The sequence below is a fragment of the Flavihumibacter rivuli genome, assembly GCF_018595685.2.
GTDB classification, from domain to species: domain Bacteria; phylum Bacteroidota; class Bacteroidia; order Chitinophagales; family Chitinophagaceae; genus Flavihumibacter; species Flavihumibacter rivuli.
This window is the reverse complement of record NZ_CP092334.1, coordinates 3,988,172-4,007,272: the sequence shown is the minus strand read 5'-3', so window position 1 is coordinate 4,007,272 and position 19,101 is coordinate 3,988,172. Positions and strand designations below refer to the sequence as shown.

At 50.3% G+C, this 19,101-nt stretch carries 17 protein-coding genes; 9 read left to right on the top strand and 8 right to left on the bottom strand.

The window, feature by feature from the left end; all coding sequences use genetic code 11:
• Window positions 1–111 precede the first annotated feature (111 nt).
• The 7 genes from KJS94_RS17005 to KJS94_RS16975 all read left to right on the top strand — a co-directional run bounded on the left by KJS94_RS17005 (window position 112) and on the right by KJS94_RS16975 (window position 6,243).
• Complete coding sequence (locus KJS94_RS17005) at window positions 112–1,149, top strand: inorganic phosphate transporter (protein WP_214449247.1); 1,038 nt, start codon at window positions 112–114, stop codon at window positions 1,147–1,149.
• 107 nt (window positions 1,150–1,256) lie between these two features.
• Window positions 1,257–2,132 carry a glucose-1-phosphate thymidylyltransferase RfbA gene (gene rfbA, locus KJS94_RS17000; protein ID WP_214449248.1) on the top strand — a complete coding sequence of 292 codons (876 nt, stop codon included), beginning with the start codon at window positions 1,257–1,259 and terminating at the stop codon, window positions 2,130–2,132.
• Window positions 2,133–2,170: 38 nt separating this feature from the next.
• On the top strand, window positions 2,171–3,226 hold the full coding sequence (gene galE / locus KJS94_RS16995) for a UDP-glucose 4-epimerase GalE (protein WP_214449249.1): 1,056 nt from the start codon (window positions 2,171–2,173) through the stop codon (window positions 3,224–3,226).
• Between the two features lie 82 nt (window positions 3,227–3,308).
• Window positions 3,309–4,265, top strand: a complete 957-nt coding sequence (locus tag KJS94_RS16990; RefSeq protein WP_214449250.1) for a transketolase family protein — start codon at window positions 3,309–3,311, stop codon at window positions 4,263–4,265.
• 118 nt (window positions 4,266–4,383) lie between these two features.
• Window positions 4,384–4,935 carry an RNA polymerase sigma factor gene (locus tag KJS94_RS16985; protein ID WP_214449251.1) on the top strand — a complete coding sequence of 184 codons (552 nt, stop codon included), beginning with the start codon at window positions 4,384–4,386 and terminating at the stop codon, window positions 4,933–4,935.
• Between the two features lie 31 nt (window positions 4,936–4,966).
• Window positions 4,967–5,836 carry a hypothetical protein gene (locus KJS94_RS16980; RefSeq protein WP_214449252.1) on the top strand — a complete coding sequence of 290 codons (870 nt, stop codon included), beginning with the start codon at window positions 4,967–4,969 and terminating at the stop codon, window positions 5,834–5,836.
• A gap of 5 nt (window positions 5,837–5,841) precedes the next feature.
• Entirely contained in the window at window positions 5,842–6,243 is a 402-nt protein-coding gene (locus tag KJS94_RS16975; RefSeq protein ID WP_214449253.1) for a hypothetical protein, read from the top strand.
• Between the two features lie 44 nt (window positions 6,244–6,287).
• On the opposite strand, the gene KJS94_RS16970 is transcribed toward KJS94_RS16975, so the two are convergent.
• The 6 genes from KJS94_RS16970 to KJS94_RS16945 form a co-directional block, all read right to left on the bottom strand.
• Window positions 6,288–7,031, bottom strand: a complete 744-nt coding sequence (locus tag KJS94_RS16970) for an MBL fold metallo-hydrolase (protein ID WP_214449254.1) — start codon at window positions 7,029–7,031, stop codon at window positions 6,288–6,290.
• A gap of 147 nt (window positions 7,032–7,178) precedes the next feature.
• The gene (gene rodA / locus KJS94_RS16965; RefSeq protein ID WP_214449255.1) at window positions 7,179–8,522 is read right to left on the bottom strand and encodes a rod shape-determining protein RodA; all 1,344 of its coding nucleotides are present in this window, start codon (window positions 8,520–8,522) and stop codon (window positions 7,179–7,181) included.
• 9 nt (window positions 8,523–8,531) lie between these two features.
• Window positions 8,532–10,619, bottom strand: coding sequence for a penicillin-binding protein 2 (gene mrdA / locus KJS94_RS16960; protein WP_214449256.1), 2,088 nt, complete (start codon window positions 10,617–10,619; stop codon window positions 8,532–8,534).
• Between the two features lie 161 nt (window positions 10,620–10,780).
• A complete protein-coding gene (locus tag KJS94_RS16955) occupies window positions 10,781–11,317 on the bottom strand; it encodes a rod shape-determining protein MreD (RefSeq protein WP_214449257.1) in 537 nt (178 codons plus the stop codon).
• Window positions 11,310–12,164 (bottom strand): rod shape-determining protein MreC, encoded by an 855-nt coding sequence (gene mreC / locus KJS94_RS16950; RefSeq protein WP_214449258.1) that lies wholly within the window; start codon window positions 12,162–12,164, stop codon window positions 11,310–11,312. The genes KJS94_RS16955 and mreC overlap by 8 nt, the downstream gene beginning before the upstream one ends.
• A gap of 106 nt (window positions 12,165–12,270) precedes the next feature.
• Window positions 12,271–13,296 carry a rod shape-determining protein gene (locus tag KJS94_RS16945; RefSeq protein ID WP_187256272.1) on the bottom strand — a complete coding sequence of 342 codons (1,026 nt, stop codon included), beginning with the start codon at window positions 13,294–13,296 and terminating at the stop codon, window positions 12,271–12,273.
• Between the two features lie 284 nt (window positions 13,297–13,580).
• Between KJS94_RS16945 and KJS94_RS16940 the strand changes: the two genes are divergently transcribed.
• Window positions 13,581–14,753: an MFS transporter gene (locus KJS94_RS16940; protein ID WP_214449259.1), complete on the top strand. Its 1,173-nt coding sequence runs from the start codon at window positions 13,581–13,583 to the stop codon at window positions 14,751–14,753.
• A 65-nt stretch (window positions 14,754–14,818) separates the two neighbouring features.
• Here KJS94_RS16940 and KJS94_RS16935 read toward each other — a convergent pair whose 3' ends face one another.
• Both KJS94_RS16935 and purD read right to left on the bottom strand, forming a co-directional pair.
• Window positions 14,819–15,859: a tryptophan 2,3-dioxygenase gene (locus KJS94_RS16935; RefSeq protein ID WP_239804202.1), complete on the bottom strand. Its 1,041-nt coding sequence runs from the start codon at window positions 15,857–15,859 to the stop codon at window positions 14,819–14,821.
• A gap of 64 nt (window positions 15,860–15,923) precedes the next feature.
• Window positions 15,924–17,201, bottom strand: coding sequence for a phosphoribosylamine--glycine ligase (gene purD / locus KJS94_RS16930; RefSeq protein ID WP_214449261.1), 1,278 nt, complete (start codon window positions 17,199–17,201; stop codon window positions 15,924–15,926).
• 197 nt (window positions 17,202–17,398) lie between these two features.
• Here purD and KJS94_RS16925 point away from each other — a divergent pair, with 197 nt between their 5' ends.
• Window positions 17,399–19,096 carry a peptide MFS transporter gene (locus tag KJS94_RS16925; protein WP_214449262.1) on the top strand — a complete coding sequence of 566 codons (1,698 nt, stop codon included), beginning with the start codon at window positions 17,399–17,401 and terminating at the stop codon, window positions 19,094–19,096.
• Window positions 19,097–19,101 lie beyond the last annotated feature (5 nt).

The following is a 19,101-nucleotide window of genomic DNA, read 5'->3' as shown; positions in this document are numbered from 1 at the left end:
GGATGTGAAGATGTGGAAATGTGGCTAAACGCTAACTATTTTTCATTTCTCAGCAACCCATAAGCATAACACAGCTTATCGGCCCCCATCCTTCCTAAAAAATAATACAACATGACCTTTCTCGTCATAATTATTATTCTGGCGTTGGTTTTCGATTACATCAATGGATTCCATGATGCGGCCAATTCCATCGCCACCATCGTTTCTACCAAGGTACTTACGCCATTCCAGGCGGTGCTTTGGGCTGCGGTTTTCAACTTCGCGGCTTTCTTTGTTTCCAAATACATTGTAGGCGAATTCAAGATCGGTAATACCATTGCCAAATCGGTGCACGAGAACTTCATTACATTGGAAGTGATCTGTGCCGGCCTGATCGCTGCCATTGGCTGGAACCTGCTCACCTGGTGGTTCGGTATCCCATCCAGTTCCTCCCATACCTTATTGGGTGGTTTCATGGGTGCTGCCATTGCCCATGCAGGTGGACTGGCCAAGAATGGGGAAGATGTGATCAACTACGCAAAAGTGATCCCTACCTTCCTGTTTATTTTCATGGCCCCGATCGTAGGTATGATCGTCGCCTATATCATCACGGTCATCATCCTGAATATCTGCCGGAAGGTCACGCCATACAAGGCTGACAAATGGTTCCGCAGGTTACAGTTGGTGTCTTCCGCCCTCTTTAGTCTTGGTCATGGTGGTAACGATGCCCAGAAGATCATGGGTATCATCGGTGCCGCCATCATCTACCACGAAAAAATGAAGGGTAATGAAATGGACTTCAACGCTTTCGTCAATGCATATGGATGGGTTCCCATCGCCAGCTTTACTGCCATTGGCCTGGGAACGCTCAGTGGGGGTTGGAAGATCGTGAAGACCATGGGTACCCGCATCACCAAGGTAACCCCGCTCGAAGGCGTTGCCGCTGAAACTGCCGGTGCTGCTACCCTTTACCTGACCGAACACCTCGGTATCCCGGTTAGTACCACCCACACCATTACCGGTGCCATTATCGGCGTTGGTGCTACCAAGCGTCTGTCGGCAGTGAGATGGGGTGTTACTATCAACCTGCTCTGGGCCTGGATCCTGACCATTCCGGTTAGTGCTGTCTTCGCTGCAGCAGTCTACTACATCATAAAAGCCTTGTTTTGATACTTAGCCCGCCATTCGGCGGGCTTTTTTTATGCCTTTTTTACACTGAAGGCTGTCAAAAAGAGGTTATCTTGGGGCGATTTTACAGACCAACAAGACTTTATATTATGAAAGGCATTATCCTGGCCGGGGGCTCAGGAACCAGGTTGCACCCCATTACCTATGCGATCAGCAAGCAGATCATGCCGGTTTACGACAAACCCATGATCTACTATCCATTGTCAACATTGATGCTTGCTGGCATCAGGGAGATCCTGGTCATTTCCACCCCTCATGACCTGCCCCTTTTCCAGCGCTTACTGGGCGATGGCAGCCAGATCGGCCTCAGCATCCAATATGCCGAACAAGCGGCACCCAATGGCCTTGCCCAGGCTTTTGTCATTGGCGCCCCCTTTATAGGCAAGGATAAGGTAGCCCTCGTCCTGGGGGATAACATTTTTTATGGTAGTGGCCTTGGTGAACAACTGGAAGGCAATACCAACCCTGACGGCGGCATCGTCTATGCTTACCATGTAAGCGACCCGGAACGCTATGGCGTAGTGGAGTTCGACAGGAACAGGCAGGTGATCTCCATTGAAGAAAAACCGGCAAAACCCAAAAGCAATTATGCCGTGCCCGGACTTTACTTTTATGATAATGAAGTGGTGGAGATAGCCCGGAACCTTAGTCCCAGTGCCCGCGGGGAATACGAGATCACGGATGTGAACCGGGAATACCTCCGCCGTGGAAAATTAAAGGTATCCATCATGGACAGGGGAACTGCCTGGCTGGATACCGGCACCTTCGATTCCCTGATGCAGGCTTCCCAGTTTGTCCAGGTCATAGAGCAACGCCAGGGCATTAAGATCGCCTGTATCGAAGAGATCGCCTGGAGAAAAGGGTTCATCAATGATGAACAACTCAAGGCCATTGCCACGCCATTGCTCAAGAGCGGCTATGGCCAGTATATCATGGGAGTACTCAACGAAAACTCCAGTAAATAATCCAACAGGTCAATACCAAATAACCAATTAAACCAACCATGAGTAAAATTCTTGTAACCGGAGGCTGTGGGTTCATAGGGTCACATACCATTGTTGACCTTATTGAAAACGGCTTTGATGTTATATCTGTCGACAACAATTCCAGGTCATCACTAAGGATCCTGGAAGGCGTGGAAAAGATCACAGGCAGGAAGATCAAGAACTACAAAGTAGACCTCTGCAATTTTGATGACACGCATGCCATCTTCCAGGAGAATGAGGACATTACCGGTATCATCCATTTTGCAGCCTATAAGGCAGTAGGGGAATCTGTGGAACAACCCCTGATGTATTTCGAAAACAATATTGTTTCATTGCTCAACCTCCTTAAATGTGTGCAGGAGTTCAATGTTCCGAACTTCGTATTCTCTTCTTCCTGTACAGTATATGGCAACCCGGATCAAATCCCGGTTACCGAACAGACGCCTCCCAAACCTGCTGAATCGCCTTATGGCTATACCAAGCAGATGGGGGAACAGATCATCAGTGAATATGCGAAAGTAAACCCAACACAATGTATCCTTTTGCGCTATTTCAACCCGGTGGGTGCACACCCGAGCAACCTGATCGGTGAAATGCCAATAGGCCGCCCCGCCAACCTGGTGCCTGCCATTACCCAAAGCGCCATTGGCAAGATCGGTCAAATGACCGTTTATGGGAATGACTACGACACCCGGGATGGCAGTTGCCTCCGCGACTTCATCCATGTTTCAGACATCGCCCATGCGCATACCCTTGCCCTCCAATACCTGGAAAAAGGAGTGTCCAAGAAGAAATGCGAAGTCTTCAACCTGGGTACCGGCAATGGGGTAACCGTATTGGAAGCCATCCAGGCCTTTGAAAAGGTAAGCGGTGTTCCATTGAATTATACGATCGGCCCAAGGCGCCCGGGTGATGTTATTGCGATCTATGCCAATAATGAACATGCGGTGAATGAACTGGGTTGGGTAATAAAATACAACCTGGAGGATATGATGCGTACGGCCTGGCAATGGGAGCTGAAGTTGAAGGAGGATGAAACCCTTCATACCGAGCAGAACGCCAGCCTTAATTAAGGTAAAAAAGGGGAAACGATGGCGGATTTAAGCTCCAGCCCCTACCTTTGTTCCGCTTTTGAAAAATTGAAACCCAAACAACATGACCTTACAAGATATCCAGGTTACAGGTAAAAAAGATACCAGGAGTGGTTTTGGCGATGGAATGACTGAATTGGGAAGGACCAATCCCAATGTGGTAGCACTGACAGCTGACTTAGCCGGCTCCCTGAAACTGAACCAGTTCATCAAGGAAAATCCGGATCGTTTCATTCAGTGTGGTATTGCGGAAGCCAATATGATCGGTATTGCAGCCGGTCTTACCATTGGCGGCAAGATCCCTTTCACGACCACTTTTGCCAACTTTTCTACCGGCAGGGTATATGACCAGATCCGTCAATCTGTTGCCTATTCAGGCAAGAACGTGAAGATCTGTGCATCCCATGCCGGCCTTACCCTCGGGGAAGACGGCGCCACCCACCAGATCCTGGAAGATATCGGCATGATGAAAATGCTGCCCGGCATGACGGTGATCGTTCCTTGTGATTATGCCCAGACCAAGGCTGCCACCCTTGCCATAGCAGAATTCGAAGGTCCGGTTTACCTGCGCTTTGGCCGCCCGGTATGGCCCATCTTTACCGAAGGCATGCCTTTTGAGATCGGCAAGGCACAGGTTTTCAATGAAGGAACGGATGTAAGCATTTTTGCCTGCGGCCATATGGTATGGCACGCTATTGAAGCGGCCCGCCAACTGCAGGAAAAAGGCCACAGTGTTGAGGTGGTGAATGTACACACCATTAAGCCGCTGGATGAAAAGACCATCCTGGCGTCATTGGCCAAGACCCGTTGCGCGGTTACAGTGGAAGAACACAATATCCTGGGCGGCCTGGGCGAAAGCATTGCCCGCACCGCGGCCCTGAACCTGCCCACCCCTATCGAATTCGTTGGCACCAACGATACCTTCGGGGAAAGTGGCACCCCAACCCAACTGCTCGAGAAGTACGGCCTTGGCGTGAGCCATATTGTGGCTGCTGCTGAAAAGGCAATGGCAAGGAAATAAAAAAGGTATTCATCATACTAAGGGCTGTCTGTGCGACAGCCCTTTTTTGTTATCCTGCCTTCCGGTTAAACCTTTAACTTAGGCATTGGTCTAATTCCTAACAAACGATACGAACTTTATGTCCACCAGTCACCAAGACCAGGAATTGCTGCTTCAATTCAGGGAACAGGATACGAGGGAAAAGGCTTTTACGGCCATCATCCGGAAGTACCAGGAGCGCCTTTATTGGCATATCAGGCGCATGGTGGTGGATCATGAGGATGCCAATGATGTGCTGCAAAATGTTTTTATCAGGGTATGGAATGGCCTGGCCAATTTCCGGGAAGACGCCCAGTTGTATACCTGGCTATACAGGATCGCAACAAATGAATGCCTGAACTTCCTGGAACAGCAGAAAAGGAAAGCCTCCGTACCACTGGGCGATGTGGAGGAAGGCCTGAGCAATAGGGTAATGGCGGATAAGGATTTTGATGGCAAAAAAGCAGAGTGGAAGTTGCAACTGGCCATCCAGCGCTTGCCGGAAAAACAGCGCATCGTTTTCAACCTGCGGTATTATGACGAGATGCCCTATGAGGAAATGAGCAAGGTCCTGGAGACCTCGGAAGGGGCGCTGAAAGCCTCCTACCATCATGCGGTAAAAAAAATTGAGGATTACCTACTGAACCATTAAACTTTTTAACTTTTCTATAGTCTAACAGGCAATGAACCAGGCAGAACAAATACAACAGGAATTGGAAATGATCAGCAAGCTGGTGGCCCAACAGCCACGGCAGCTGCCTTATTCCGTTCCCGAAGGTTATTTCGATGCCTTCCCCCTGCAAATGATCGGTCATCTTCGGCAGGATGGGAATGCAGTTGCTTCCGGCAACAGCCCAAAAGCTGTCAATGATGCGCCCTTCTCCGTTCCCGAAGGATATTTCGATAACCTGGCCACCAATATCCTATCCAGGATCAGGACCATGGAAGCGGGACAAGAAGAACAATTGCCCCCAGCACTGGAAAACATTGGAAAAACAAATCCTTACCAGGTACCGGATGACTATTTTGATTCCCTTCCTGACACCATTGTGGAAGGGGCAAAAGCCATTGAGGTGGTCAATGAAGAGTTGGAAAACCTTTCACCCCTGCTGCAATCCCTGAAAAACAAGCCTACCTATCAGGTGCCGGATGGATACTTCGGGAAACTGCCTTCGCAGCTGATCGATAAGATTAAGCCCGCCGGCAAGGTGATCAGTTTCACCAACAGGTGGCTTCGTTATGCCGCAGCCGCCATCCTGACCGGGGCCCTGGCCATTAGCGGCTGGTGGTACACCAACAAGGATAACCAGTCCGGTGCACTGGCCGAAGTGAGTGCCACCCACCAGGTAGAAAAGGAGATCAGCCAGTTGAGCGAGGAAGCCATCCAGGAATTCATCGACCCGCAGGCCGACCTGCTCCAGGAGAACACGATTGCCAGTTCAGTAAAATTGAATGAGTCGGATGTACACTATTTATTGGAAGACATAAGTGATGATGTGTTGCAGCAATACCTGAGTGAACATTCGGCCAAACCATCATCAACGATCAACTAACGACAATGAAAAGATTTTTTATACTCATTACTTTTCTATTCACCCTTTCAGCAGCAGGCCTTGCACAGCCCAAGCCTGAACAGAAGGCAAGACTGGAAGCGCTGAAAGTGGCCTACCTCACAAGGAGACTGAACCTTTCTACAGAGGAAGCTCAACGATTCTGGCCGGTTTACAACAAGTATACCGAAGAGTTCAGGTCTACCCAACTGCAGTACCGCGACGGAAATAATGAATTGGAGCGCGAGGAGAAATTACTCGCCATCCGCAAAAAGTACCATCCGGAATTCAGCAAGGCGCTTAACCCCGATAAAGCCAATGAATTCTTCAAGGCAGAAAAAGAATTCTACAGCCACATACAGCGGGAACTGATGGAAAGGAAAATGGAACGGAGAAAAAATATCAACTGACCCTCACCGTTAGGGTGAAGGAGGACGGGGATAACCTTCCTTTTTTATCCAGCCTTATAAACCGGTGTCTTGATATCATGGTAGAACAGGAACTCCCAACCTTCCTGCTGCCCCCTCTGCCACCATTCCTGCCGCAATTCCATACAGCGTTTGCCATCATAGTCGTACTTGGCTACAAATCGGCTCTTCATCTGCTGTAATTGGGGGGCTACATCCCCACCAAAGAAAACCGTCTCCCCTCCATCCACGATCCAGAACACCTGGTGGAAAGGACAATGGCCGCCCACCACCTGGTACTTGATATACCCATTGATCACCCCATCACCATCCAGCAGCACTACATTCGGGCTATCCTTCAGCATTTCTATCTCGTGGGGGATATAGGAAGGGAAGCCTTTTTCGAAAGCAAATTCCAGTTCCTTTTTCTGGATGTAGTATTTAGCGTTGGGAAAAGCCAATTCATAATGCCGGGTTTGTTCATTGAGTTTACTCACCCCTCCGGCATGGTCCTTATGGAGGTGGGTCATTAATATCTTCGTTACCTCACCCGGGTTAATACCCGCATCCATCAGGTTCTGGTGGACCTGCAGCACCCCATGGCGTTCGAAGCCCAGGCCGGCATCCAGCAACAATACATCTTCGGAGGTTACCACAACAAAGGGCTGGACCTCTACCAATAAACTCCCGATGGAACGTTCCTGCAGGTCATCCCTTTCCGTGTCGAAAGGCACGAACAGCTTTGACTTATCTATCGTAAAGGAACCTTCGGAAAGGGGAATGACTTTCATGCTTATTTTTTGGAATGGCAAATTTCGGCATTTTGGCCGAACCCCCTGAACCCTACCAGCACAATTGGTTATAATGGCAAGAAGAAGGTTCGTTACAGTACCATCTACGCTACAAAATACCTTCACTGTAGCGTGCGCCAGCCTGCTTTATCGCAATACCATCTGACGGTCAGCATCCAGGCGCACTAAAATGAAAAGCAGGACAGTAAAGGTGAGCAGGGCCGTACCACCATAACTGATGAAGGGCAGGGGAATACCGATAACCGGGGCAAGGCCGATGGTCATGCAAATATTGATGGCTATATGGAAGAACAGCACGGAGGCCACCCCATAGGCATAACATCGGCTGAAAACACTTCGTTGCCGTTCTGCTATGGTAATGATCCGCATCAGTAGCAGGAAATAAATACCCAGCAATATGATACTCCCCACAAAACCAAAACCCTCCCCTATGGTACAAAAGATAAAGTCCGTCCGCTGTTCCGGCACAAAATCGTAACGTGTTTGCGTACCCTTCAGCAAGCCCTTTCCAATGAACCCGCCACTTCCAATGGCGATCTTACTTTGCTTAACGTTGTAATCCCCATCATCCTTTTTCTTGCCCTGGTCTTTCTGCTCGATCTCCATGGCCGTTGCCGCATCCTTTGGCACATAATCCTTACCAATCGTATCATAGATCCGTTTCACCTGGTAAGGTTGTAATACATTCTCAAAAATAAAAGGCACTGCAAAACGCTGGATACCTACACAAACAAACCAAATCCCTACAATGGTAACGAGGATCCGCCGCCTTCGCTTGATCTGCCTCCTCAAGAGATAGATGGCAAATGCAGCAATAACTGTAAGGATAATGGCCAGGGTATTGGGTTCCACCAATAGTGTTGCCACTACCAACACCGCCAACGAAAAGCCGATCACCAACACGGCAGCAGGCAAACCTTCCCGGAACATTACCAGGAAGAAGGAAAAATACACCAATGCCAACCCTGTCTCACTTTGTAAAATGGAGATCAGCGCTGGAACAACAGCTATGGAAGCTGCGATCAACTGGGATTTGGTCTTAGTGAAATCTGTCTCCACCCTGGACAAGTACTTGGCCAATGCCAGGTTCACAAAGACCTTACACAACTCTGCCGGCTGCAATTGGAAACTACCGAACCTGATGATGGATTTGGTTCCCTTCACTTCCGTATGGAAAGGGAATACCAATAACAAGAGCAGGATACCGAAAGCATACCACAGGTTTGCCGTAGCGGTAAAGAATTTACTGTCCGTCAGCAGGATAAAGGTGGCTAAAACCCCGCCAATAGCGAAATACAGCAATTGCCTGCTGTAATCTGTTTTTAGGGAAAGGAAGGTGGAGATAACTGGATCGCCTTCCCGGTAGGTGGTGGCGAAGATGCTGGTAATACCGATCACCACCAGGATGATATACAACCATACCACCAACCAATCTACCCCTTTTGATATTTCAGGTTTTCGCTGACTCATACACGTTACCTATGTAGCTTGCTGTTTATGTTTTTGTTTTTCCGGCAGGATAGCTTCCGGCTTCAGGAAGGCCACGCGTCCTATTGGCGGCTTTGGTTTCGGCGCCTTGCCTGTATCGAGCTTAGGCTGGCCAGACCTCATGAAGCGCCTCAACACGGTAGAATCCTTTGTGAGCTTGTACCAGTTATAAGCCCTGATGGAATCCTGCTTGAACTGCTCCCTTACCAGCCAACCCGGCATTAGGTTAGCACTGGCGATCCTATCCACTTCCTTCACCCTTTCCGGGCGAAGGGTATCATTCAGGTATTTCTCCATCATCAGGGCGGCAATGGGTCCTGCCCATGTTGCACCGAAACCGGCGTTCTCCACGATCACCGCGATTGCGATCTTTGGATTCTCCCTTGGGGCAAAGCATACGAATACGGAGTTATCCTTCAGCTTGGTGCGCTTTCCGTCGATCACCCTGTAGTTCTCTGCCGTACCTGTTTTGGCACATACATTGATACCCGGGATCTTCGCCACCCTGGCCGTACCGATCTCCACCACATCCTGCATACCGGCGATTACTGCCTCAAAGGCCTCATCAGGGATCCGGGTCAAAGGTTCATGCTTTACCCTGTATTTGTTCAGCAGGGTATCCTCCTTGGTCTCGTTATCGAACTTCTCCACAAAATGCGGCGTATAGTAATAGCCTTTGTTGGCGATGATGCACATGGCATTGGCCAACTGTAGCGGGGTCGACAACATCATATCCTGGCCAATGCCGAGGGTGAGGTTGGTACAGGAATTCCAGGAATTGCGATAGACCTTATTGTAAACGGAGGAGTCGGGGATATTACCCTTATCCTCACTCGGCAGGTCGACCCCTACCCTTACGCCCAGGTCAAATGCATTCATGTATTCTTTCCAGTGCTGGTAGCCCTTCTTCACGCCACCGAATTTATCAGCGTCTACTGCTAACCGGTAGATATGGGAGAAGTAGGAGTTACAGGAGTTGGCGATGGCCAGGCGCAGGTTGGCAGCATGTCCGCCACCGGAGTGGGTACATTTTACCGGGCGCGCACATCCATAATAAGCACCTCCGCAACCTATACCAAACGAAGGTGTGATCACCCCTTCATCCAGCGCTACCAGGGCACCCAAGGGCTTAAAGGTAGAACCTGGAGGATACTGGCCCTTGATCGCCCTGTTCAGCAAAGGACTGCTCACATCAAGGAAAAGCTTGTTGAAGTTCTTTTGCTTCTCGGGTCCGGTCAGCAGGTTGGGGTCATAGTTGGGTCCGGAAGTCATGGCTATGATACCACCCGTCTTGGGTTCGATGGCCACAACCGCACCCACCTTGTTCGTCATCAGTTTCTCAGCCAGCTGTTGTACCTCAACGTCTATATAGGTCCGGAGGTTCCTTCCCGCCACAGCCGCCGTATCGAACTGCCCATTCTCATATTTGCCCACCAACCTGTTCTTGTTGTCCTTGATCATGTACTCCACACCCCGCTTACCCATCAACACTTTCTCATAGTACTGTTCCAGTCCGCTTCTCCCAACATAATCACCGAGGCGGTAAAAGCCATCAGAACGCTTGATGATGCTGGAGTCGGCCTCGCCGATATACCCCATGATATGGGCAGCAGCCTTGAATGGATAGGTACGCACAGGACGCTCCACCAGGCTGAAGCCGGGGAACTTGTAAATATTCTCTTCCAGGCGGGCATGTACACTCTCGGGAAGCAGGTCCTCAAATACACTTGGACGGTAACGTCCGTTCTTGATAATGGATGTAATGATCCTTTTCTTGAATTCTGCTGTGTCGATCTCCAGCAAGCGGCATAGCAGGAAAGTATCCACGCCTTTTACCTGGGAAGGGGTGACTTCCAGGTCATACATGATGGTATTGTTCAGGATAGCCCTTCCCTTACGGTCATAAATGATCCCCCTGTCCGGGTACTTCACTTTTGGGTATACGGCATTATTAAGCGCAAGCGCCTTATACTTACTGGAGAATAACTGCAGGTTCACCAATTGCGCAATGATGACCAGGAAAACCCCGGCCATGATCAGCCTGATTACAGTACTTCTGGATTGATTGAATACCGACATGTACGATCGAAGTTCGAATAGTTATACTATCTCAAAGCCTTGTCCAATGAAAATTTCTAAATACGAAGTTAATCAGCGTGGAGTTCCGATAGAATTGTCCATGTTTTTTAACTGCCCCTTCACTAAAGCCCCCTGTTCCCTTTAGCCCTTACCCAGCCACCTTAGCGGGCAGCATTGGTGCGGTAGCGCTCCTTCCTCGAGAAAAGCAATTCTGTGATCAGGATCAACAGCAGGCTGACACCCGTTGTGGCCAATACTTTTCCAATGAAATAAAAGAAGTTGCCAAACTCCAGCCATTCCAGGAGGACCAGGTAGGTATGGTGTAGCAGGGTTAGCACCAGCACCAGGGTTGCATAGGGCGCCCATCCCATGCTATAGATGGATGGTGAAGCATAGCTCTGCTCTGCAGCTTCCTGCCTGATCAGCAGGGATACCAGGAAGGGCCTGACATAAGCGATCAGCACACAGGCGGCGGCATGCAGGCCCGGCGTTACAAGGAAATAATCCAATGACAATCCAAATAGGAAAGCCACGAACATCAGCCACGCACGCCCCATATTAAAGGGTAGCCAAATGATATAGAGGAAATAGAGGTAAGGCACTACAAACCTATGCAAAGGCGGGATCTTATGCAGGACATACACCTGTACCAGGATGAACAGGATAAATCGCAAGGTATTTTTTACAAGATCACTCATTGGTTCGTTTGGTTGCTTCTTCCAGTTTCAATTGCTCTTCGCGCTGCAGGTTGGCTACCAGGTACACATACTGCACCTTTGAAAAATTGGTGGCCGGCTTCAGCCTTAAGGTGAAAAAGTTGGTGCTGGGATCGTTCAGGACCGCATCTACCGTTCCCACCAGGATATTGGGCGGGAAGATGGAGGACAATTCACTGGTCAGTACAGAATCCCCTTTTTGCAACTTCACGCTCTTGGGGATATTACGCATCTGGATATACTCGGGGCTCACCCCATCCCAGCTCACAGTACCCCTTTCACCCGTACGCTTCAGTTTCGCATCCACCTTAAACTGGCGGCTCAGCACCGACATGACCGTAGCGAAATTGCTGCTGACATTGACCACGCGGCCTACCACTCCGGTGGGTCCTATGACCGCCATATCTTCTTTCACCCCCTGGGCTGATCCCCTGTGAACGGTAAAGAAATTGGTTTGCGTAGTAACGAAGCTTCCTACCACCCTGCCTTCCAGGTAATCGTACTTCTGGAACTTCAGCAAGGAATCCACCCTGATGGAATCAACCACCTGGATCTTGTTGGTGTCGGCTGTTTCGTAATTGGACCGAAGCAGGCGGCGAAGGGCAATATTCTCTTCCACGAGCGCCTCATTGGCCTTCTTCAGTTTGAAATAGTATTCAACATTGTTGTAGCGCTCATTCACCCTGCCGGTCACTTCGCTGGCAACACCCAGGAAGGCCGCTTCATGAAACTTGTTGAAGCGGAACAGGAAAGAAAGTGCCACGATCTGTAATACCAGGAAAAAAAGGAAATTGAAATACCTCCGGATAAACAGGAATATATTACGCATACAGCTCCTCCCTGACTACCCCTGTGGTGGTCATTTTATCAAATCCACAATCTTTGACATATTGCTCCATGCTGTAGCCTTTATACCATTTAGGTTAACGAAGGCATTAACGCATCACGAAAGGATAACGGTCGTAATTCTTGAGGGCGATACCGGTACCGCGAACCACGCTCTTTAATGGATCGTCTGCCACATGAACGGGCAGCTTGATCTTTTGGCTGAGACGCTTGTCCAGTCCACGCAACAAGGCACCACCACCTGTGATGTACAATCCACGACGATAAATATCAGCAGCCAATTCGGGTGGCGTTGTTTCAAGGGCTTTGAGAATAGCTTCTTCGATCTTGAAGATGCTCTTATCGAGGGCTTCTGCGATCTCCTGGTAGCTTACCATGATCTGTTTGGGAATACCCGTTACCAGGTCACGGCCGTTCACCGGGATATCATCCGGCGGGTTATCGAGGTCCTTCATGGCAGCACCGATCTGGATCTTGATCTGTTCAGCAGTCCTTTCCCCGATCAACAGGCTATGGTAACGACGCAGGGCTTCCATGATATCTGCAGTGAATTCATCACCGGCAATACGGATGGACTGGTCACACACAATACCAGCCAGGGCGATAACGGTAATACCGGTAGTTCCACCACCGATATCAATGATCATATTACCAACGGGTTCTTCAACGTCAATGCCAATACCCAGCGCAGCGGCCATGGGTTCGTGGATAAGGTAGACCTCCTTGGCTCCAGCCTGCTCCGCGCTGTCGCGAACCGCACGCTTCTCCACTTCCGTAATGGAAGAGGGAATACAGATCATCATCCTCCAGCTTGGCGGGAAAAGGGGTTTTTTGGGATAGATCATCTTGATCATTTCCCTTATCATCAGTTCGGCGGCATTAAAGTCGGCAATTACACCGTCCTTCAAAGGGCGAACAGTACGAATACTCTCATGTGTCTTCTCGTGCATCATCAATGCGCGCTTACCCACCGCCAGCACATTCTTCGGATTGTTACGGTCCAGCGCCACAATAGATGGCTCATTCACCACAATTTCATCGTTATGTATGATTAGGGTATTGGCAGTACCCAGATCCATTGCGATTTCCTGGGTCAGAAAATTGAATAATCCCATGTTGTTGAGGTCAGATTTTTAATCAGGATATACAGTCAGCAAAATTGATGCAAATAATTTGATTTATCAAAGTAGCAAGCCTGCAATCGAACTATTTTTTCCACAATTAGCCAACCTTTGCAAAAACGGTAAAATCCGGCATTTCGTGCACATCAGGATTAAAATTCATGCCACATTTTGGTTGATCGTCCCCGTGTAAGGTAATTTCTGAATGAAACGCAGTACTGGCAAAGGTTTACAAAGATCCAGCACAACATGTTGCGCAATGCTGTTAACTTAGACCCATGTCCGCCAAAACACCCATTATCACTAAACCGGTGTGGATCCTCTCCTTTGTGAGCCTGTTCACTGACTTCGCCAGTGAAATGCTTTACCCGGTGGTGCCCGTATACCTGAAGGAGATCGGTTTCTCTGTAGCCCTGATCGGCCTTCTTGAAGGATTGGCTGAACTCACTGTTGGCATTAGCAAAGGCTATTTTGGCAAACGTTCCGACGAGACCGGTCTCAGGCTGCCCTTCGTGAAGCTGGGCTATGGACTTAGTGCCCTTTCCAAACCCATGATGGCAATGTTCAGTTTCCCCTTCTGGATCTTCCTGGCCAGGACCACCGACCGGCTGGGAAAGGGCATTCGTACCGCAGCCAGGGATGCACTCCTGGCCCAGGCTTCAGACCCCTCTAACAGGGCCAGGGTATTCAGCTTCCACAGAAGCTGGGACACGGTTGGCGCTGTACTGGGTCCCTTGACGGCATTGGCTTTCCTGCATTTTGCACCCGGTCATTACAAGGAATTGTTCTACCTGGCATTCATCCCTGGCATCATCGCTGTTGCCCTGATCTTCCTGCTAAAAGAAACACCCGGCCGGCGGACCGAAAAGAAAGGGGGATTCTTCTCCTATTTTGGCTATTGGAAAGAGGCAGGCTGGGATTACAAAAGATTACTGGTTGGCTTACTGGTGTTCGCCCTGGCCAATAGTTCGGACGCTTTCCTGTTGTTGCAGGCCAGGGAAGTCACGCAAAGTGATAGCATCACCATTGGCGCCTATATTTTCTACAACCTGGTCTATGCCATCAGTGCTTATCCCATGGGCATCCTGGCGGATAAATGGGGTAAAAGGGGTACTTTCATGGCAGGCCTGCTCCTGTTCATTCTTGTCTACACGGGCTTTGCCTTTGTAGGATCTGCTACTGGAGTATTTATCCTTTTCACCTTGTATGGGCTCTATGCTGCCGCAACGGAAGGGATCGCCAAAGCCTGGATCAGCAACCTGGCCACCCCCGGCCAAACCGCCACTTCACTGGGACTTTACAATTCCACCCAAAGCCTTTGCACGCTGCTGGCCAGTACCTTTGGCGGTATCTTATGGACCGCAGGCGGCGCCAGCTTTACATTCCTGACCGCAGCGATCCTTGCCGGGGTATCACTAATCTATTTCACCCTGGCCTATCGCGGGAAATAATGGATGGGAAGAATTCCCCAACCACTGGCCGGGAGGGACCAGGCGCCTATTGCCCAAACAACCAATCAGCCCCTGGAAACGAATCCCAGCCTGGCTTCCATTCGTTGGGCGAGATGGGGAAGCTTCCTTCTTTCGATGAGGAAACTGGTCAGTTGGGCGATCTCCCTGAAGATATAATGCTTGTCCACCGCACCTTTGAGGTATTCCTTGCCGGTACTGCCCCCCGTTCCCACACGGGTGCCGATCATGCGGTGAACCATATTCATATGGCGGTAACGCCAGGTACTCAGTTGCTCATCGATCTCCAGTAGAACATTCAGCAATTGGAAGGGCTGCTGCAACATGGGGTAACCACGGTAAAGCATGATGAACAGGGCCGCCCTGCAAGCCCTTGGGGAAAATTGACGGGTTGCTTCGCCTGGTCCGATGAATACGGTATCAAACCCGCCCAGGTTATTGCGCTCATTCTCCCGGAGGCTGTTGCGATACCGTTCCAGGTAGGTATCCCAAAAAATATGGCCGGTCGCAGCATTGCCTTCGCCGGCAAATTCCTGCCAATTCTCTGCTTCCTCGAAAAATGGCATGCGCTCCAGCCACTGGTTGATCAGGCTCAGCAGCGACTGCTTCTGTTCGGCCGCCTTAATCATGGCAACATGTTCTGGCCTGAGTTGGGAAAGGTAATATTCCTGGCCGTGACGTTGCTGGAAAGGCAATCCCAGCCTGGCTTCCAGGGCCTTGAACTGCCAGCTCTGGAACCCAGAGGCAGGGCGCAGCATATCCCTGAAATCCAGGAAGTCCATGGGCGTCATGGTCTCCATGATATCAATCTGGTGCACCAGCACCTTCAGTATGGTCACCACCCGGTTTAGCCGGTGTACCACGGTTTGCAGTTCCGGGGAATTGTCGTTCAACTCCGGCTGGAGCATGATGGCATTGACAGACTCCACCTCATACATCACCTGCTTGAACCATAATTCATAAGCCTGGTGGATGATGATGAACAGCATCTCGTCGTGCGCAGGCTGTTGCAATAAGTCGCTTTCCGGGGCCTGGGCACCCAGTATCTTGTCGAGTTGCAGGTAGTCGGAATAATGTACTTCTTTCATGAATGGCAATTAAGGGCTTTTGCGATCCGCTTTAAACAATCGTTATTAGGGAAGAATGGAGTTCTTATTCGAACTCATAACCGATATCCCTACGGTAATACATTCCATCAAAGCTGATCTTCTCCAGGGCAGCCTTTGACTTCGAAACCGCATCGGTTACGCTATTCCCATAAGAGGTAACGCAAAGCACCCGGCCTCCGGCAGTAACGGTATTTCCGTCCTTAATTGCTGTGCCCGCATGGAAAAGGATACTGTCCGGTGAGCCAATGGCATCGAGCCCGCTGATCACTTTACCTTTTGCATAATCACCGGGATAACCGCCGCTAACGGCCATAACGGTACAGGCTACACGAGGATCGTGCTTCACCTCCATGCCTGCCAGTTCCTGCTTCCCTGTGGCCACCAGCAATTCCACCAGGTCGGACTGGAGCCGGGGCATCACCACCTCTGTCTCAGGGTCACCCATGCGGCAATTGTATTCGATCACATAGGGGTTGTTACCCACCTTGATAAGGCCGAAAAACACAAAACCTTTATAGTCGATGGCTTCTTCCTTAAGTCCATTGATAGTGGGCACCACTACCTGGTCGATCACCTTCTTCATGAAAGCATCATCCGCAAATGGGACAGGGCTAACTGCACCCATACCGCCGGTATTCAGGCCGGCATCCCCTTCTCCGATCCGCTTATAATCTTTTGCCTCCGGCAACAGCACATAACTCTTCCCATCGGTGAGGGCAAACACACTCAATTCAATCCCCGACAGGAACTGTTCGATCACCACCTTTTTACTGGCATCGCCAAACTTGCTGGCCTTGATCATCTGCTCAAATTCATCCAGGGCTTCTTCTGTATCATTCAGGATCAATACCCCCTTACCGGCTGCCAGTCCATCGGCCTTCAGCACAATAGGCAGGCTGTGCTGGCGGATATAGTCCAGGCCGTCTTCAAAATTCTGCTCGTCAAATTCCCGGTAGGCAGCGGTAGGAATGCCATGGCGCTGCATGAAGGCCTTGGCGAAAGCCTTGCTGCCTTCCAGTTGTGCCCCATACTGGGAAGGCCCGATCACCGGCATTCCTTCAACAGGATTGGCCTTGAAATAATCCACCACTCCTTTTACCAGCGGTTCTTCCGGACCAACCAACACCAGTCCAACCTTCTGCTCCATGCAAAACTGCCTGATAGCCGGGAAATCGGTAATGGAAAGGGCTATATTGGTACCGCATCCCGCCGTACCGGCATTCCCCGGGGCTATAAAAAGTTGACTGCAAAGAGGGCTTTGGGCAATTTTCCAGGCCAGGGCATGTTCCCTTCCGCCTGATCCAAGAAGCAAAATGTTCATGACAATGAATTGGTATATGATGAAGGTTGGAATAAGTTTCCGGCTGCGAAAATAGAGAAATGCAGGCAGTGACCGGTAAAAATCGGCCTGCCATAGCTATAAGTATTGCCCTGAAGTGCAGCCCTGTATTGATTTTATCTTTATTTTGCCCACTTATCGTTCATTCCAAATCAAAACCCTTCAAGAAAAAACGATTTATGAGTCAAACAGCGATTGCTTCGCAAACCGGACATCCCAAAGGCCTGCGTGTGCTTTTTGCCACCGAAATGTGGGAGCGATTCAACTTCTACGGCATGCGTGCCCTGCTCACCCTCTTCCTTGTAAATGCTTTGGCCTTCTCTAAATCGGAGGCCTCTGTTATTTATGGAGGTTTCCTTGGCCTCAGTTACCTAACCCCTATGCTGGGTGGTTACGTGTCGGACCGCTTCCTGGGCAACCGGATGTGTATCCTGTTGGGTGGATTTATCATGGCCATCGGGCAGCTCCTGCTGTTCAGCTCGGCCAGTATGTACGCCGGAAGCCAGGGAGTAGCCACAGCGCTGATGTGGTCCGGCCTTGGCACCATCATCATTGGAAACGGCTTGTTCAAGCCCAATATTTCTTCCATGGTAGGGCAATTGTACGGCAAGGGGGACAACAGGCTGGATTCCGCCTTTACGATCTTCTACATGGGTATCAACGTAGGCGCCTTCCTGGGCATGACCATTTGCCCATTAGTGGGTGATGTGGTACTCGAAGACGGCACCCGTGTTGTTGCTGCTTTCAAATGGGGCTTCCTGGCAGCGGGCCTTGCCATGCTGATCGGAACCGTTACATTCTATTTCCTGAAGGACAGGTATGTAGTGACCCCTGATGGCCAGGCAGTGGGTGGAAAGCCTGACCATAATGCCCTTGCAGCCAATAGCGAGGACTCTTCAGAAGTGAAGTTCAGTACAGCGGCCATCATTGGTGCCGTTATCGGCTTCATTGCACTGGTATTCATTTTCCACTACCTGTCGGTTGGGCCCGATAGCACCTGGGTAAAGCATTGGGTATACCCCATTATCTATGCCAGCGGTGTTACCCTTGCAGGCCTGATCCTTACTGATAGCACCCTCACCAAGGTAGAACGGGACAGGGTGATCGTAATGTATTTCGTAGCCTTCTTCGTGATCTTCTTCTGGGCATGCTTTGAGCAGGCAGGATCTTCCCTGACCTTCATTGCCGATAACCAGACCGACCGTCACCTGCTGGGATGGAACATGCCGCCCAGCTTCATCCAGAATGCCAACTCATTTTTCATCATCGTGTTCGCCCTTCCCTTCAGCTGGATGTGGCTGAGACTGGCTGAAAGAAAGCTGGAGCCGATCTCACCGGTGAAGCAATCCATCGGCCTGGCCTTGCTGGCTATCGGGTTCCTGATCATTGCCTTCCAGGTAAAGGACCTCGGCACCACCGGCAAGATGGGGGTGATCTGGCTGATCATCATGTACCTATTCCATACCCTTGGCGAACTTTGCTTGTCGCCCATCGGCTTGTCACTGGTTGCCAAACTGGCTCCCCGCAAATTCAGTTCGCTCCTGATGGGGGTTTGGTTCCTGGCCAATGCCGCCGGTTATGCCCTGGCAGGCACCCTGGGCTCCGTACTTCCGCCAACCGGGGAAGCTTATGAAGCAGCTTCCAAGGCCGGTATCGACCTCGATGGCGTGCTGAAAGGCACCATAACGGCAAGCCCTGAACAACTGGCCAAGTTGGCAGAGCTGAAGATCCCTACCAGCTATCCCGTTTTTGCAGGTTTCCCTATCACCAACCTGTTTGAATACTTCTTGCTATTCGTTATCCTGCCCGGTGCAGCGGCAGTACTACTTTTCCTGTTCAGCCCAATGCTGAAGCGGATGATGCATGGTGTCAAATAAAAAGC

Excerpts from the sequence above, each read along its gene's own strand:
- galE (WP_214449249.1), top strand. The coding sequence starts at position 2,171 with ATGAGTAAAATTCTTGTAACCGGAGGCTGTGGGTTCATAGGGTCACAT.
- KJS94_RS16980 (WP_214449252.1), top strand. The coding sequence starts at position 4,967 with ATGAACCAGGCAGAACAAATACAACAGGAATTGGAAATGATCAGCAAG.
- purD (WP_214449261.1), bottom strand. The coding sequence starts at position 17,201 with ATGAACATTTTGCTTCTTGGATCAGGCGGAAGGGAACATGCCCTGGCC.
- KJS94_RS16945 (WP_187256272.1), bottom strand. The coding sequence starts at position 13,296 with ATGGGATTATTCAATTTTCTGACCCAGGAAATCGCAATGGATCTGGGT.
- KJS94_RS16990 (WP_214449250.1), top strand. The coding sequence starts at position 3,309 with ATGACCTTACAAGATATCCAGGTTACAGGTAAAAAAGATACCAGGAGT.
- mrdA (WP_214449256.1), bottom strand. The coding sequence starts at position 10,619 with ATGTCGGTATTCAATCAATCCAGAAGTACTGTAATCAGGCTGATCATG.
- KJS94_RS16985 (WP_214449251.1), top strand. The coding sequence starts at position 4,384 with ATGTCCACCAGTCACCAAGACCAGGAATTGCTGCTTCAATTCAGGGAA.
- mreC (WP_214449258.1), bottom strand. The coding sequence starts at position 12,164 with ATGCGTAATATATTCCTGTTTATCCGGAGGTATTTCAATTTCCTTTTT.
- rodA (WP_214449255.1), bottom strand. The coding sequence starts at position 8,522 with ATGAGTCAGCGAAAACCTGAAATATCAAAAGGGGTAGATTGGTTGGTG.
- KJS94_RS16935 (WP_239804202.1), bottom strand. The coding sequence starts at position 15,859 with ATGAAAGAAGTACATTATTCCGACTACCTGCAACTCGACAAGATACTG.
- rfbA (WP_214449248.1), top strand. The coding sequence starts at position 1,257 with ATGAAAGGCATTATCCTGGCCGGGGGCTCAGGAACCAGGTTGCACCCC.
- KJS94_RS16975 (WP_214449253.1), top strand. The coding sequence starts at position 5,842 with ATGAAAAGATTTTTTATACTCATTACTTTTCTATTCACCCTTTCAGCA.
- KJS94_RS16925 (WP_214449262.1), top strand. The coding sequence starts at position 17,399 with ATGAGTCAAACAGCGATTGCTTCGCAAACCGGACATCCCAAAGGCCTG.
- KJS94_RS16970 (WP_214449254.1), bottom strand. The coding sequence starts at position 7,031 with ATGAAAGTCATTCCCCTTTCCGAAGGTTCCTTTACGATAGATAAGTCA.
- KJS94_RS16940 (WP_214449259.1), top strand. The coding sequence starts at position 13,581 with ATGTCCGCCAAAACACCCATTATCACTAAACCGGTGTGGATCCTCTCC.
- KJS94_RS16955 (WP_214449257.1), bottom strand. The coding sequence starts at position 11,317 with ATGAGTGATCTTGTAAAAAATACCTTGCGATTTATCCTGTTCATCCTG.
- KJS94_RS17005 (WP_214449247.1), top strand. The coding sequence starts at position 112 with ATGACCTTTCTCGTCATAATTATTATTCTGGCGTTGGTTTTCGATTAC.